Source organism: Butyrivibrio sp. WCE2006, from assembly GCF_000701985.1.
In the GTDB taxonomy this organism is placed as follows: Bacteria; Bacillota; Clostridia; order Lachnospirales; family Lachnospiraceae; genus Butyrivibrio.
On record NZ_JNKH01000015.1, the window covers coordinates 57,444 to 73,621 of the forward strand.

Genomic DNA, 16,178 nt, shown 5'->3' on the forward strand with positions numbered 1-16,178 from the left:
TATAGTTATCTTGACTATAACATTTTCAGTCAATTTTGTAAATAGTTAAAATTTTTATGACTAGTCAGCTATTTAATTGTATAAAATAGACATCAAACCTTAAATCCACTAATAAGTGTCTCGATTTTGTCAGAAGAGTCTGAAACAGCTGTCGCACTGGTATCGACACCCTTTGAATTCTCAGCAACCAGCTCGGCACTTGATGTAAGGTGGGTTGTGGTTGCACTTACTTCCTGAGTACTTGCAGACTGTTCCTCAGAAATAGCCGCCATGGATGTAGCTATCTCATCAACATTTCCTACCTTGGCAATCATCTCACCTACAATATCACTGGTTTCATCCAGACTCTTAAATATCTCTTCAAAAGTCGCACCAGCTGTATTTACAGCATCCATATTAGCGCTTATCTCATTCATGTTTGCCTGGGACTTATCTGACAATTCTTTTATTTGTGCAGTAATATCCTTAATAATTGCAGCAATCTGAGTGGTAGACTCAGCACTGTTATTTGCAAGCTGTCCGATTTCAGTAGCAACAACAGCAAAGCCTTTACCTGCATCACCTGCTCTTGCTGCTTCAATTGAAGCATTCAGTGAAAGGAGGTTCGTTTGTGAAGCGATGGAGTTGATGATCTCTATTATGGAATTGATCTTATCAGCAGATTCTCCAACGTCTCCAACTACTCTGTTCATATCTTCCATGGAATTTGCAATACCGCTCATACCGGTCTGAACAACTTCCATATCTCTCTGTCCGTCTCTTGCCTTGGTAACAAGACTTTCCATAGTTTCTCTTGTCTGGTTACTCTTATCTGTAAGATTACTTACCTCCTGTGCAAGAGTTGTGGCCTGATTGGCAAGCTCTGTAACTGCATCAGCCATATCATCCATAGCACCCTGAATCTGCTGCATTGCCTTGCTCTGCTCATCTGCCTGTAAATTAAGATCACTGGATGCATTTTTAGAATTTGCAGCCTCATCTGCAAGCTGTTCCGTAACATTTCTAAGCTGGGTAAGCGTATCTCTCATCTGCTGAACATACTCGAACATATTAGAGTTCATTACGCCAATCTCGTTATCATTATCCTTACCCTTTTTAATATCAACAGTGAAGTCGCCCTGTGCAATTCTTGTAATATTGCTTGTAAGTGCACTTACCGGTTTTGTGATCATACTATTGATAACCTGAAGCATTACAACAGCCATTACCACGATCATTATAACTGCGATAATCGCACTTATTAATATGAAATTGTAAAGAGGAGCAAGAATATCGCCCTCAGCTACAAATGAAACAAGCTGCCATGTTGTTCCATCTACGGGATCAAAGGATACGTAATAAGTTTTTCCGTCAGTACCTTTAATATGCTGAATATCTGATGTTCCACCTGCCTCGACAATCTTAGCGACTTCCTGAATGAAACCATCATTTGAAAATTCACTTACATCTTTTCCAATCTGATCAGGAGAAGGTGAGCCAACCATTATTGAGCCATCAAACAGCATGGTTGAGCCTGTTCTCAAAGGCTTAAATGCGCTTGATTTTTCAGAAACACCGGACAGAACTATATCTGTGGACATAACGCCACTCATTCCATCAATCATATTTACAACACGGGAGCCACATACAACCATCTGACCTGTGGTCAAGTCAACTGAAGGAGGTCCGAGGACTACGGTTCTGGACGCTGATCCATTCTTATACCATGCTCGTGTTGTGGGATCATAATCAGCATCAGGTACCCAATCCCCACCATCAACGAATAGCTCTCTTCCAAATGCCAGATATACATCACTTACTTCATTTGGATACTTCTTCATTCCGGTTGCAAGAACTGCTTTGATTCCGGAGGCATCCTCATATTTTGATGATTCAATAACATCAGCAAGACCATCATAATAATTCTTGATTCCGTTCATGGTTGCTGCAATTTCTTCAGAATTTGCCTTAGCTTCCTGCGAAAGACCATTTGTCGCCTCATCTACTATTACGCTTTTTGCCCTGAATGCAATAAAAATCGTAATAAAAGCCAGTGCAACGACAATCATTGGAATAAGAACCAGTAAAAGTTGCGCACTAATATGTTTGATCTGTCTTTTTTCTGAACTTATATTGGCCATAAACTGATACCTCCTAATGATAACTAATTATCAAAATATCAATATAATGATATCACTATGGCATCGTTTATTGATTAAATAAGCATTTAATCTTTATAAGTTTTTTATAAAAAACAAAATCAAATTTTAATATTTTCTCTGTAATTATCTTAATCTCTTGCGAAAATCCGCTCAGATATGCTCAGTAGATTTCAGATAAATAATAAAACTTACAAATTACTGATCACAATCTCATATATTTTCTCATCAGTTACATTTTCATCAGACCTAAGCGCTGTAGCAACCTTTGCATTTATGGTAATGCTGTTGCCATCTATTTCAATTATCGTCTCTATTGCCTCTTTTATCTGTTTTGCAAGATAATCCAAAGCTTCTCTGGTCTTGATAAAAGTAAGAATACCAAAATAGCTCTCCTTAATTCTTCCAACTGCACAGTTGCGACCTACAACCTCTGTGATCTTCTGACACATTCTGACAAGGGATTTTTCGGCTGTATCTTTTCCGTAAGTACTTAAAACTCTGGAATAGCTGGCATTTCTTACGATTATCAGCCCATAGTTCTTTCCCTTATCAAGATACTCACCTGCATAGTCCAGAAGGCAAAGCATAAATGCCTTCGCATTCATTAGTTTTGTAAGCGGATCAATATTATTTGGTATTGCGATATTTTCAAGCCTGTATAATTCTTCTTCCTTATCCTGGAAAAATCCAATCAGACCTATAATCTCCCCATTTCTATAAACAGGCATCTTCTGGCATACAATGTCGTGAACAACTCCTGACACAATACATTGTCCCTGAGCATCGATTATCATCTTGCCTTCGTTTAAAACATCCTCTTCATCACTTTTATAAGACTCACCATCAATATGCCACCCCATATCCTCATCTGTCTTTCCGACAATTTCCTCTATGGATTTAAATCCGTAATAGTCCAGGAATGACTGGCTGGCTCCAAGAAATCTCCTGTTCTTATCCTTCCAGAAGAATTTAACAGAAGAAGCCCATATAATATTATCCCAAAGCTCTGAATAGGTAATTGCTCCGGAATCTGCAAGATATTTATCAACAAGTAACCTTGCCGATGCTGTAAGTCCATCCAGAACTCTGGATACCTCCATGGGAATCGACTTATAGCAAACCAGGAATTCGTTCCCACCGGTCCCCGGAACAGACATCACTATGACATTCTTTCTCCTGTAGGAACCATCTGATTGCTTTATTCTGAATATTTTTTCTATATATCCTTTGCTGCTCTCCTCAACCCTTTTGGGAAGTGTTGATAGATTCATGAAATCCGTAAAATCATTCTTTTCAGCCGAATAGACAACATCATTTGCAAAAATCTGAATAATTGATTTAAGGTCAGAATTTACATAAGAATCATTATTTATGTACTTAAATCTTCCAAGAAGAGGCGCAACGAGATTATCTCCGATATTGATCAGGTCAACCACTTCAAACAGAAGATTAAGATCCCTTAGTTTTGAATCCAGCATGTTACGCTCAGTATTATTCTGATCCATGGTTATGTTCATGATTGAGCCTTTGATAATCGCATGACCATTATGCTTAACCAGACACTTTGCCCTGAACCTCAGGTAATTCCCATTGTCCGTGTAATAGAAGGTTTCAATATTGGAACTGTTCTCAGTAATATTGGCGAACTCTCTGTATTTTTTAAGCAGCGGCGACGCAGTGTGATAGATGCGTCTGTCTATCTCACTGAGGTCAATATCATAGTCGTGAAGAACCTGCCCAATATATGCCCTGTTCATGAAAAGTGTATGAAAATTCTCCCCGTCATCTTCAATGATTTCAAGGGGAATATCGGTATCAATTACACTTGATCCGGCGACGTCATAAAAGTGCCGCCATTGTCTCATTTCGATATCGATTCTTTTTTCCTTAAGATGCTCAAGCATATCTTCGTATTTTTCAGGTCTTCCAAAATAGAAGCCCTGCAGCTGCTCACACCCAATGTTCTGCAAAAACTGGAACTGTTCAGAAGTTTCAACACCTTCAGCGAGGGTCTTGATTCCGATTTCCTTAGCCATTGTTATGGTGGAACGCATAATAGCCTTGGACTTTTCAGTAAATGAAGTCAGAAAATTCATGTCCATTTTCAGCATGTCAAAATCGTAGTCTTTGAGAAGATTTAAGGTGGAGTATCCGCTTCCGAAATCATCCATCCAAATCTCATAGCCCACTCTTCTGAACTTATTTATAACGTCAAGTAAAAATCCCTCGTCTGTGGCGAAGATACTTTCAGTAATTTCAATATGTATATAATCTCTTGGAATATCATATTTAGATGTCTCAGATTCAACCAGTTCAAAGATATCGCACTTTACAAAATCGAGACGGGAAAAATTAATAGATACAGGTACAATTGGATTCCCTTTTTTTAACTCGCGGTCCAGCGTACTGCAGACAATACTAACCATATGACAATCAAGCTTATAAATAAGCTGACTATCCTCCAGCGGTTTTACAAATAATGCAGGCGGAAGCATCCCCCAATCGGGATCATTCCATCTTGCAAGAGCCTCCACACCGCATAATTTCTTCGTAAGAGCACGGACAACAGGCTGGAAAAATGCCTCTATCCAGCCTTGTTCGATCGCTCTATCTATATTGTTGATAATATAATTTTCCAAGGGTTCCATAAAATACATTTTAGCCGATTTATCGCTTAAAAGTGTTGACTTTACAGAATATTCGGAAAGTTTATATATTTTTAAGATATGACTTTTTGTGGGCAAAAGCGGAAATCGCCCACAAAAATCCTGCCTTCGGCAGGACACGCCCCTCGCTTCGCGAGGACCTGGTCCAATACGATTCCCGTTTTTCTGAGGAAAAACAGGAATCTATGACTTCTTGAACGCATTAAGAAAAATTGTTCAAGCATCCTGCCTTTCTGCAGGACACCCCCTCGCTTCGAAAGAGCCTGGTCCAAAACGATCATCAACCGTTTGAGACACATTTTATCCATCCGGATGCGCTTTCATTATAGCCAGCGTTTGATACCCCATCAGTTACGGCAGCATCACTTTTTTTTTCAATATCATCGCTAAAACAGATAGCCTTTAATTTCTCCGGTAGATTTTCGGAATTCAAAAGATAAACATATTCCCCGTCGGACGTTGTCTTGCTATTATATGAAAAATATACGTTATCCCAGCCCTTTTGAGTAATATCAGCATAGTCATAAAGCCCTGTGGCATTAAACAATTCATCCGGAATACAGTTACTTGTCACAGCCTGAATTTCATTTCTATCATTACTGCTCCATTCTCCATGAATGTTCTGCTCTTTTTCCTCATCCCACTGATCAACCTCTATGGTGACTTTATCCATATCGTCGTTGCCATTCCACCAGGATGTCGGGATATTATGCTGTTCCAGAAAAGCTATAGTACCGGTAAATGATGGAAATACATAAAAATTGTACTTGTTGTAGTATTCATAGTACAGCTTATTACCTGTAGCCTTAGATCCATTGATCATTATCGTTGGCGTTTGCTTACTTAAATCATCCAAGGACTGGGCCATAAGTTCATTGGTGTAGATTTTAATGAATTCATCCATATCCTCTTTGCTTAACTTCTGCTCAAAACTACCACTGAGGCTCTGTCCGTTTAATCCATCAATTTCACCCTCACTAATTCCGGTAACAGGGAACTTTCCAAGCTTATATTCCTCAGAATCATATAAATCTCTATATATCGCAAATAACTCCTGATCATTCTTATTTAATTTATACTGTCGTCTTACCCTTTTACCGTTCTTTAAGTTCCACTGTACTGTAATATATTCATATGAAGGACTATCAACAGTATCATCATATTCATTAAAATCATAGTAAATATAATCAGGGCTAAAAAGTCTGTACTTTATCGCATCTTTATGGCTTTTTTTAGCTTCTATTGCACCTTGTACTGTAAGCTTTTCCACCTTATCAAGGTCAGTAAGCTTCATATGGCATAAAGCATATTCCATTCCTGAAGCAGTACTGTTGTAGAACGTTACGTTATCTACTCCATCAGTCACCTTTTCAGAGGGTGCTATGATGTTGGGATATGTAAAGTTTTCAGCAATAGCAACACTTTCAACCCTTGATGGCATAGGCTGCCATGTTTCGTATCCAAATATATCGAAAATGAAACCAATGAATATAAGTGATGAAATTACGGCACTTCCAAGAAGTGTTCCTCTGTGTTTAAGACACGCCTTAAAATCAAATTCGTATATGGTCTCTATCACAACATGGATTACGACAAGTCCGCAGATCATACCAAAGATCAGCATTCCAAAACTTCTTGAATAGCCTATAAAATAAATCATCAGTCCGGCTCCAATCGCGCCTACAACAGAAACGATGATCTTAAGTACCGGCTTTGTGATATTGAACGCCATAGCCTTACCTGCTGCCTCTGCAGGTCTCATTTTCACAAGAACCCTTGAGAGAACAAAGCATCCTATCGCCAGAATGACAATCATTAACATACCGAGCGCGGCATCAAAGGTATAAAATGCAATCTCATGCTGAGAATCCCCATGGAATCTTTCTATTGTTCTCAGAACCAGAGTAATAGGAGTCCATCTTGTATACGCATCAATACTTGATGAGTCACTCCAGTAACTGGATAAAAAAGTATCCTTAAGTATTTCGTATACTACCGAGCTTACCGGTCCAAAAAAGAAAAACATAGCGCATCCAAGTGCAGCTACAACTATGTGACCAGTCAAAACAGCCGCAAGGCAGCAGATTTCATAACACATAATAAACATGATAACTACAACAAGAGCGGACGCTGGATACAAAAGAATGGTATTCCAGGTAGCATATCCCTTCACCAGTCCCATTATTACGGTAATCATGTTGCATATAAGATATGGAACAGCAAATATAAGAATTCCGCATAGGTTATTCACATCAAAAAGCTGCTGTCTTTTGACTGGCAGTGAGTAATAAAGATCCATCTGCCTGGAATCAAAAAGATATGAATACCCCTGAATTGCCAAAATAAATGCCAACACAAATAATATGAATATAACCGGTCCGTTTCCAAGACCTGCAACGTCATTGTAAAAGTTTATCCTTATGTCACTTAAGTTAGTTGACTCATTCTCAAGTCTCTGTTTGTAATGCCCGAAGATAATCATGGTATATACTATTTGAGCGAAGAAATTTGCTGCTATTGATAATGCTATCGGCCAAAGACGCCTCTTTGATTGCTCTTTAAGCAGATCAGCAAATAATTTTCTTGATGTCATATCCTTCTACCCCCGTTTCACTGATAAATATCTCTTCAAGAGACAATGGCAGTATTTCCATAAAGATCGGATTTTCTGCTCTCAGTGCATCGCCTATATCCTCCTCCTGACCGCGAATGGTCATAGTCACAAGTCTTCCGCGATTCTCTTTTGTCAGAACACAAAGCTTATCCTCAATTCTTTTCTGGCTCTCCTCATCCCTAAAGACACACTGAAGCTTGTGTATATCAGACTTTGCTTCATCAAGGTTCTTTGAAAGGAGTATTCCTCCTTTGTGAAGAAGTCCTACTGTATCGCATATATCCTCTAGTTCTCTAAGGTTGTGGGAGGCAATCACAGGTGTAAAATTCCTGGAGCTCATATCTCCTATAAAAAGACTCTTCACAGCCTGTCTCATCACCGGATCAAGGCCGTCAAAGGTCTCATCGCAATACAGATATCTGGTGCCTGCCACAATGCCAAGTATAATGGATAACTGCTTTTTCATTCCCTTTGAAAATGTCTTTATCTTTCTGTTTTTTTCAAGTCCAAAGTTACTCATGAGGTAATCAAATCTCCCCATATTGTACCCCGGATAAATTCTGCTATAGAAAGTAGCCATTTCCACAGGTGTCGTATTTGGGAAAAATGCCGTGTCATCAGAAATATAGAATAGTTCCCTCTTTATTTCAGGATTCTCATAGACAGGTCTTCCATCTATTGTGACGTTTCCTGTATCCGGCTTAAGTATTCCTGCCGCTATTCTTAAAAATGTACTTTTACCTGCACCATTTGTCCCCACAAGGCCAAACACCTGACCATCCTCAATGGTGAGATCGATTCCGGCTATCGCCTGAATATCGTCAAATCTTTTTGACAGATTTGTCGCCTTTATCATACGTTCCCTCCTTTTACAAACTCTTCATGAATAAAGTCTGTAATTTCCTTTTCTGTAATCCCGACCTTAGATGCCTTTACGATTACCCCTAAAAGCTCATCGAAGAACTCCTTCTTTTTTACCGGAAGCACTTCATCGGCTGCTGCCGCAAATCTTCCTCTCCCGGTAACCGAATAGCACATGCCCTTTTGTTCCAGTGCATCATATGCCTTTTGAATTGTATTGGGGTTGATTGATAAATCCATCGCCAGTGATCTTACAGAAGGTAATGCTTCCCCTGCACCTATTACACCGCATAATATCAGCTCTTCAAGCTTGCCTGATATCTGCTCATACAGGGGTCTTTTGTCTCTGTAATCGATTTCTATCAGCATTTTCCCCTCCTGTTCTTAGTGTACTATGTCATCTAGTACACTTAGGATAATATACCATACACCTCCACCTGTCAACAGGATTAAATAAGACTTTCTAATTTTGTCAATCAGGAAATCCAATGGGATTTAATAATATATAAAAATCCCCCGGTTGTTGCCGAGGGATCATTTGAGTTTATATAGCTTTTGCTTCCATCTCTTCAAACTGACGGGAGAATAATTGATGATAGTAACCACCAATATTTTTCATTAGTTCCTTGTGTTTTCCGCGTTCTATAATCTTACCGTCTTTAACAACAAGGATTATGTCCGCATCTACTACCGTAGATAATCTATGGGCGATCATAAATGATGTACGTCCTTTTATCACCACAGAGATTGCATCCTGTATAGCTTTCTCTGTAACAGTATCTATGGATGAAGTAGCCTCATCCAAAACAAGAATTCTCGGATTTGCAAGTATAGCTCTTGCAAAGGATAATAACTGCTTTTCACCTGTAGAGAGCATGTCACCGCCTTCACCTACATCACTGTCAAGTCCTTCCTCCATTCTCTCCACAATCTTATCTGCAGATACAAGTCTTAGAGCATTCCAGATTTCTTCATCAGTAGCATCAGGATTACCATATCGCAGATTATCACGTACACTTCCTGAAAACAGATGAGGTGTCTGCAAAACGTAACCAATATTGCTGTGAAGCCACAGCTGAGATCTCTCCTTGGCATTTCTTCCGTCTATCAGAACTTCACCGCTAGTGGGTTCAAAGAATCTGCACACCAGGTTTACCAATGTGGATTTGCCCGCACCGGTCTCTCCCACAATGGCAACGTTAGTACCCTGAGGAACCTTTAGATTAAAGTGCTCCAGAACATATTCTGTGCCGTCAGGATAGTGGAATGAAACGTCTTTGAATTCCACATCTCCATAGAGTTTCTCCCAGTTTTCTTTCTTAGGATTAAAGGTATCACCGTATTTTGCAATTACCTCAGGAGAATCTGCAACATCCGATTCTGTTTCTATGAGTTTTATGAATCGCTCAACATTAACCTGTACGGCGATAAGCTCTGAGAAGGTGACGATTATGTTCTGAATGGGTTCCAGTATTCCAAGGGAATATGACAGGAAAACAGAAAGTGTTCCAATTTCCATAACCCCTTCCATTGTCAGCACTCCGCCTCTCCACAAAACCAGTGCCAAAGCGCAGGAAGAAAGCATTGTTACAGAGGATGTGAAAAGAGCTGAAAAGTGAGTTGCATGAACCGCATTTTTCCTGTATTTCTCGGTATCCTCTGTGAAGTCGTGCTGAATCTTGTCTTCTACAACAAGAGTCTTTATCGCTTTTGCCCCTGTAATTCCTTCATTAAAGTTACCGGTGATTGCTGAATTCAGCTCTCTTATCTGTCTGTTCAATACTATAAGGCGCTTCTGGAAAAATATGACCAGCACCACTGCTATAGGTATAAGAGCAAGGATATACAAAGCCAGTCTTAGATTAATAGTGACCATAACAATAAGAACAAACAAAACATAGCTGCCGTTCCATACAATATCCATCATTCTCCAGGCACACATCACACCGATTTTTCCGGTATCACTCATAACCCTCGCATGGATATAGCCGACATTATTCTGGTTAAAATATGAAAAAGACAACTCCTGTAAATGGTTGAAGGCAGCGTTTCTCAGATCCCTGTCTATGGACATCTCTATCTCTCCGACCATGTTGGCACTGGTAAAATCCATAGCCAGTTTCACGAGCAGCATCCCTGCATACAGTAATGCAAAATATCCAATACCTTTAACAGTCCCTTTTGCAATATAGTTATTAAGTGCATATCTGTTAAAAAGTGGTATTGATGAATCAATAAGGCTTACCATACATGCCAGAAATATCATTGTTAATATCTTTGGAATATAAGGTTTTAAAAAGGGAAAGAGCCTTGGCAGACCAAACAGGGGAAGTCTGGTTGCTTTGGTTTGTTTTAAGTTTATTTTTTCAGGCAATGTCTTCTCCTCCTCCCTGAATCTGAATGTCATAAATTCTTCGATATAATCCGTTCTTATCAAGAAGCTCTTCGTGTTTTCCTTCCTCCACAAGCTCTCCGTGACTAAGAACAATTATATGATCAGCATGCATAAGTGTAGTAATTCTGTGCGAAATGATGATAGTAGTTGCCTGTCCGGCATTCTTATCAAGCGCAGCCCTTATCTTTGCATCAGTTTCCGTATCAACTGCAGATAAGGAATCATCAAATATCATGATAGGCGGCTCTGAAACAAGCATCTGAGCTATGGCAGTTCTCTGCTTCTGTCCACCTGAAAGTGTTACACCGCGCTCTCCAACAAATGTATCATACCCCTCATCAAAGTTCCGTATGGTCTCATCAAGTGAAGCCATCTTTGCAGCTTTCCTGATATCCTCCATCTTTGCGGACTTCTTGGTGATTCCGATATTCTCATAAAGGGTTCTTGAGAAAAGGAATGGCTCCTGCAAAACAAGACCAATATTTTTTCTAAGATAATGCATCTTGATATCTCTGATATCTACTCCGCCGACAGTGATACTTCCGCCATCCTCCGGCAGGTTATATAGTCTGTCAAACAAATACATGAGGGTAGATTTACCTGAGCCTGTTCCTCCGAGAACCCCCAGCGTCTCTCCGGCTTTTATCTTAAAGCTGACCTTTTTAAGTATTTCCGTGTTACCATTTTCGAACGAAAAGCTTACATCCCTAAACTCTATATCTTTATCAAGAGGCGGTGTTATTGCATTTTCTTTATCGCTCTCCTCCTCAGAATTCATGATGTATCTTAACCTGTCTATGGAAACTCCGGCCTTACTCATATCTGAAATAACACGGCCAAGCATACGTACCGGCCAGGAGATCATGGCATTATAGGATACAAAGGCTATAAATTCGCCCACTGTGATGTTGCCCTGAACGCAGAATATCGTACCCATTACTACAACAGCCATTCCCTGCATTCCTGATATCATGTCATTAGATGTCCAGAATGCAGCCAGAAGTCTCATAAGTCTGATCCACATTTTGGTGTATTCTTTATTTTTGGTCTCAAAACGTTCACGTTCAAACTTCTCTCTGCCAAACGCTCGTACAACCCTGACTCCCGTAAGGTTTTCCTGTGCAATTGCCGATAATTTTCCCTCTTCAATATCCGCGTTCTCAAAAGCCCTTCCTATCTTATTATGGAAAAAGAATGAGTACAGAACGATTAAGGGAATAAATACCAGTGACACTATTGATAGCTTTAAATCTATCTGCAGCATAAAGTTTACAGCCAGTATCAGCATGATCATTATTCTGAAAAGTGATGTAATCTGCTCTGACAGAAACATTTTAATGGTCTCAACATCAGAAGTGCATCGCTGAATAATATCTCCGGTATGATTCTCAGAATGCCATGCAAAGGGCAGATGACAGATATGTTCAAAAAGAACATCCCTCATTCTGCAAATAAGCTTTTCTGCCGCCATAGAATTAAAAAGCTTATTAAAATATCTGAAGCATGCACATAAAAATGCTATCGCAAATACTATAAGTGCGATTACGAATATATGTGTCTTAAGATATTCCTTTCCTCCTGACAGATTTACAATAATCTGCATATATACCGGCATCTCTGACTCGGCATCCCCAAGCAGGTAGTCTACCGTATACTGAATGATCTTAGGGTTTACCATATCCAGAAATGCCACGCCAATTGAAAAAATCACTCCCAGCAGGAAAAAATGTACACTTCCCTTTAGATAAAACAGGACCAGTGATGTTTTAGTAGGAAATTTTTCTTTAGTATTTTTCATAGTCCTCCTCCATAAACGCAAGTTTATATATTTAGTTTTGTCGGATTCGGATACCGTAACATGTGCTAACGTTAACCGGTTCCAACCTTCTTTTGACGAATCCCTATAATTACAAGTGGTACTGTATTTTTCCCGGTACCGTTTACTGCATCTGTAAGGCTTGCGTAACTCCCCTGCCTTGTATAAGATCCATCCGCTTTTTTGCAGTAAATATTATGAATATAAAATCCATCCGCTTCCTTTGATATACATACAGTGTGGAGCTGGGAATGTATATTGCTTTTATCCCAGTAAAATGTCACGATAAACGCCGTATATCTGTCTCCCAATTCATTGATAATATCTGTTCGTCTTGTTGTGATCTTAGCAACCTCGTACCCTTTTTTCTTAAAAAACTGATAAGGTGCTCTGGGTGTTATTCCGAAACCGCCCTTTAAAGTGATTCCGGTCTGCTCATAGTATTTGATAAGATAAGTCATAGGAGTCCCCTTATCTCCAAGAACCTTAAGAGCATTATAAGTAGCAATAATTCCGCATCCGGAGTAGGAAATATTGGATTTTTTGTGACTCCCAAACAGCACTTTTCCCCAATCTGACTGGTTTTCTATCAGATCCTTGCCCTCAAGCAAATGCCGACACTCACCTGCAAGAAGTTCCTGATTTTCCTCATAGTGAACATCTCTTATCCTTTTCTTAACAGGTCCTGTGATAACCGATATTCCAGTAAAGAACATCAACACAACTGTATTGGGGATATATGATGGAATTAATTTTTCAAAAAACTTTCCTATTTTTGACATAAACTTTCACCACTATATAAATTTTTCTTTACAGCTATTTACAGTTTCTCTTTTGCTTGGAAAGACCACAGCTATAAAAAATGGAGACAGTTTTCCCCTCTCTTTTAAGCCTGAGGAATTTGCCAGGATAATTGAGGTACCTCTTGTTATTGTAAGATGCTTTAATATGGGAACTTACAGCGCAGTTGGCTGCAAAATGCGTGGAATCGATTCACAACTTATGAGTTATATCATTTCTCTTAAGAAGCGAAAAGAAGAGTATAGAAAAATTCAATCCCAGTCTAAAATTATTGTAGATGATAAATCAGCTACAGCATAAACAGATATTGCTTATTGCTATATCTGATTTTATAAAATGGAATTAAATCAAGGTATGAAAAAGGAGTTGGCTTTATAAGACAACTCCTTATTTCTATTCTCAGCCCGCTGCAGGTACTAATTCGTCTATAACTTCAGGACTTTCGGTTTCTTCATTTGCAATTATTTCGTCAGTCTTACGAGGAGCTCTTACCCCAAAGCTTCCTTCGTATCTCTGCTCCTTGAGAATCTTGCGAATCGCCGCCAGATCCTTGCTCATGTCTTCACGCCTCTTGCATACTACTGTAGGCACGCTTCCGTTCCCCATCTCTACAATGTAGCCGGCATCACCGAGTATCTTCTGAATCTTAAGTTTGTCCGTTGTACGAATCTCTGCAGGTGTCCTGTCTTCTCTCCCCACTACAAACCTCCTATGAATCTTAATTAGCAGAATTTGTGTTTTTGTTACTATCTACCACAAAATATAGCACATGAAGGATAACTTTGCAATGATAGGTAATTCTTTAACAATCTAAAAGCCGCATGTTTTCTGCTATTTCACCTCACGTGATACGTCAATTCGTTAATTTTTATTTTTTGTTCACAAAATGCCCATCATATCTTAAGAAACATAACACTTTTGCTTAATAAAACAGCCATATTTTGGACATAAATTTGTCTTATCATAATCACATCAGAGATGAAGAACATCTTCTGAACCCCAAAAAACTTTTTTCATACAACATGGCCATGCGACTCCCCATCGCATGGCCACCTCCCATTAATGGGGATTTTTTAATTTTTCCCAACAGTATAAGCCTTAACAAAAAAATCCTTATCTGTCTGCTTTATCATGAAATTACCGGTTAAATCCTGTTGATAACTGTGTCCGCTTGCTGTGTTAACGGTATGTATCGCACCCATATTATGCTGCCATTCGTCCTTGTGCGCCTCAGTGGTGTAATCCATCGCTTTTTCATATATAAGCTTCGTCTTTTTACCGGGACGAATTACTATTAGATACTCTTTCCCTGTCTGCACTTCGAGGGGGTTATCCAGCTTAAAGGTATGAAAACCACCTGTGACTGCCTTGCATTTCATTCTGGCCACCGGCTTTTCAATTTCTGTAAGATCAACATAAGAAAAGTCCGCAAGTTTTCCCATGTCGTTTGCTTCGTCAAACCTTCCGATCATTTCTGCCAGCACCTTAGCATTATCTTCGTCTATCTCCTTTTTGGATACCTCATAGACACTTATCTCATCATCAGACGCAGTACTCATTGTAAAATAACCAATAGCAGAAAGCACCTCATCACCTTCCGGAGTGAAGCTTATTCCATAGGCTGCATTATTATTATCATACATATATACTACATTTTTCTGATCCTTTATCGGATCGTTTATCTGAGTTATAAATCCTGCGTACTGATAGTTCCTGTCATACCAGCTATCATCTTCCGGCATGGCTGAGCTGTAGGCTACGGCATTGTTGCCCGTAAGTATTTTATCCTCATAGGACAGATAAAAATATCCCTGGGCACCGCTTTTTGTCCCCCAGCTGTTCTTACATATAAACGCACCATCAATGCCGGGTTTAGTGATAAAGTTTTGGGCAGGATAATCATCATTCCACCCTACAATCAAAATCTCGTGATCTGCATAATTCCCGTTGCCATAATCCTTGTAATCATAAAGTGCTACCTTTTTCCCTGTCCAAAATTCGTCATCTGAACATATACTTGCCGTAACACTTCCATGCTCCATTATCATCCGCTTGATGATGTCTCTGTTTTTTGCGGTCGCCGGAACTTCAAGTACATCCTGAACATGACAAAATGACTCATATGCATCTGTCGGAACGTCAGCATTCTGAGCATAAAAATCACTTACTCCTTTGATAACATGAAGTGAATCACTGTCCTCATCTTCCACCGGACCCTTCCAGGCAGTAAGTACCGACAGTGAATAATCTGTAACTCCACCTACAGACAGATAACCGGTATCATATTTACCGAGAAGACTATCGTTATTTATGAAAACAAATTCCCGATAATCATTCTCAATACCGCTGAATTCTTTTCCTGAAGCCTTATGCATATTGTAGTAGGCCCCATGCTTCTCAGACAGATTTAAACTGTCAGCTGAAAGATTATCATGATGCCTTAAAAGATCACTCTCAACTGCTCCTATTGCTGCATAATTCCAGCACATAGCAGATATCCCCTGGTTTCTTACGGGCGTTACATAGTCCCTGCCTTCCACCTGATCAGAACTGTAAAAAGAAGGCAATTCACCATCCGATATCACCGATTTATAATCGCACTCAGTGCCATCGATGTTCTCCTCAAGATCTTCATCATCGTCGATCACAATGGCTTCGCTTACAGTCAGCTCGGGAATATCTATCGGTATGACAGTTTTGGTATCTTCATAGGTAAATGCACAATTTGTAGCAAAATTTAATACCGCCACTGAAACTACGCTTACAGTGACGGCTGATTTTTTTCTTATCATTTATCCCTCTATAATATCTAAAAATCGTTCCCTCAACATCTTGTAATTTCTTTAACGCTATAATTAAACACGTTAAAGAATCCTGCGTCCGG

General features: G+C 39.4%; 11 protein-coding genes. 1 reads left to right on the forward strand and 10 read right to left on the reverse strand.

Annotated elements, in window-relative coordinates:
- Window positions 1-92 precede the first annotated feature (92 nt).
- The 8 genes from T501_RS11210 to T501_RS11250 form a co-directional block, all read right to left on the reverse strand.
- Entirely contained in the window at window positions 93-2,120 is a 2,028-nt protein-coding gene (locus tag T501_RS11210; protein ID WP_050008269.1) for a methyl-accepting chemotaxis protein, read from the reverse strand.
- Between the two features lie 209 nt (window positions 2,121-2,329).
- Window positions 2,330-4,789: an EAL domain-containing protein gene (locus T501_RS20275; protein ID WP_197027952.1), complete on the reverse strand. Its 2,460-nt coding sequence runs from the start codon at window positions 4,787-4,789 to the stop codon at window positions 2,330-2,332.
- Window positions 4,790-5,087: 298 nt separating this feature from the next.
- Window positions 5,088-7,400 carry a DUF6449 domain-containing protein gene (locus T501_RS11225; protein WP_044914857.1) on the reverse strand — a complete coding sequence of 771 codons (2,313 nt, stop codon included), beginning with the start codon at window positions 7,398-7,400 and terminating at the stop codon, window positions 5,088-5,090.
- Entirely contained in the window at window positions 7,375-8,277 is a 903-nt protein-coding gene (locus T501_RS11230; RefSeq protein ID WP_026510052.1) for an ABC transporter ATP-binding protein, read from the reverse strand. Before T501_RS11230 ends, T501_RS11225 begins: the two co-directional genes overlap by 26 nt.
- Window positions 8,274-8,651 carry a GntR family transcriptional regulator gene (locus T501_RS11235; RefSeq protein ID WP_242845517.1) on the reverse strand — a complete coding sequence of 126 codons (378 nt, stop codon included), beginning with the start codon at window positions 8,649-8,651 and terminating at the stop codon, window positions 8,274-8,276. The genes T501_RS11230 and T501_RS11235 overlap by 4 nt, the downstream gene beginning before the upstream one ends.
- 175 nt (window positions 8,652-8,826) lie before the next feature.
- The gene (locus T501_RS11240; RefSeq protein WP_242845518.1) at window positions 8,827-10,656 is read right to left on the reverse strand and encodes an ABC transporter ATP-binding protein; all 1,830 of its coding nucleotides are present in this window, start codon (window positions 10,654-10,656) and stop codon (window positions 8,827-8,829) included.
- Complete coding sequence (locus T501_RS11245; protein WP_044914858.1) at window positions 10,649-12,475, reverse strand: ABC transporter ATP-binding protein; 1,827 nt, start codon at window positions 12,473-12,475, stop codon at window positions 10,649-10,651. The genes T501_RS11240 and T501_RS11245 overlap by 8 nt, the downstream gene beginning before the upstream one ends.
- Before the next feature lie 71 nt (window positions 12,476-12,546).
- Window positions 12,547-13,275 carry a hypothetical protein gene (locus T501_RS11250; RefSeq protein WP_044914859.1) on the reverse strand — a complete coding sequence of 243 codons (729 nt, stop codon included), beginning with the start codon at window positions 13,273-13,275 and terminating at the stop codon, window positions 12,547-12,549.
- 52 nt (window positions 13,276-13,327) lie between these two features.
- On the opposite strand from T501_RS11250, the gene T501_RS11255 reads away from it, so the two are divergent.
- On the forward strand, window positions 13,328-13,594 hold the full coding sequence (locus T501_RS11255; RefSeq protein WP_044914861.1) for a PilZ domain-containing protein: 267 nt from the start codon (window positions 13,328-13,330) through the stop codon (window positions 13,592-13,594).
- Window positions 13,595-13,693: 99 nt separating this feature from the next.
- On the opposite strand, the gene T501_RS11260 is transcribed toward T501_RS11255, so the two are convergent.
- Window positions 13,694-13,993, reverse strand: a complete 300-nt coding sequence (locus tag T501_RS11260; RefSeq protein ID WP_026510058.1) for a hypothetical protein — start codon at window positions 13,991-13,993, stop codon at window positions 13,694-13,696.
- Window positions 13,994-14,367: 374 nt separating this feature from the next.
- The gene (locus T501_RS11265; protein ID WP_044914863.1) at window positions 14,368-16,086 is read right to left on the reverse strand and encodes a C1 family peptidase; all 1,719 of its coding nucleotides are present in this window, start codon (window positions 16,084-16,086) and stop codon (window positions 14,368-14,370) included.
- Window positions 16,087-16,178: the final 92 nt, after the last annotated feature.

Excerpts from the sequence above, each read along its gene's own strand:
- T501_RS11245 (WP_044914858.1), bottom strand. The coding sequence starts at position 12,475 with ATGAAAAATACTAAAGAAAAATTTCCTACTAAAACATCACTGGTCCTG.
- T501_RS11265 (WP_044914863.1), bottom strand. The coding sequence starts at position 16,086 with ATGATAAGAAAAAAATCAGCCGTCACTGTAAGCGTAGTTTCAGTGGCG.
- T501_RS11250 (WP_044914859.1), bottom strand. The coding sequence starts at position 13,275 with ATGTCAAAAATAGGAAAGTTTTTTGAAAAATTAATTCCATCATATATC.
- T501_RS20275 (WP_197027952.1), bottom strand. The coding sequence starts at position 4,789 with ATGGAACCCTTGGAAAATTATATTATCAACAATATAGATAGAGCGATC.
- T501_RS11225 (WP_044914857.1), bottom strand. The coding sequence starts at position 7,400 with ATGACATCAAGAAAATTATTTGCTGATCTGCTTAAAGAGCAATCAAAG.
- T501_RS11230 (WP_026510052.1), bottom strand. The coding sequence starts at position 8,277 with ATGATAAAGGCGACAAATCTGTCAAAAAGATTTGACGATATTCAGGCG.
- T501_RS11235 (WP_242845517.1), bottom strand. The coding sequence starts at position 8,651 with ATGCTGATAGAAATCGATTACAGAGACAAAAGACCCCTGTATGAGCAG.
- T501_RS11210 (WP_050008269.1), bottom strand. The coding sequence starts at position 2,120 with ATGGCCAATATAAGTTCAGAAAAAAGACAGATCAAACATATTAGTGCG.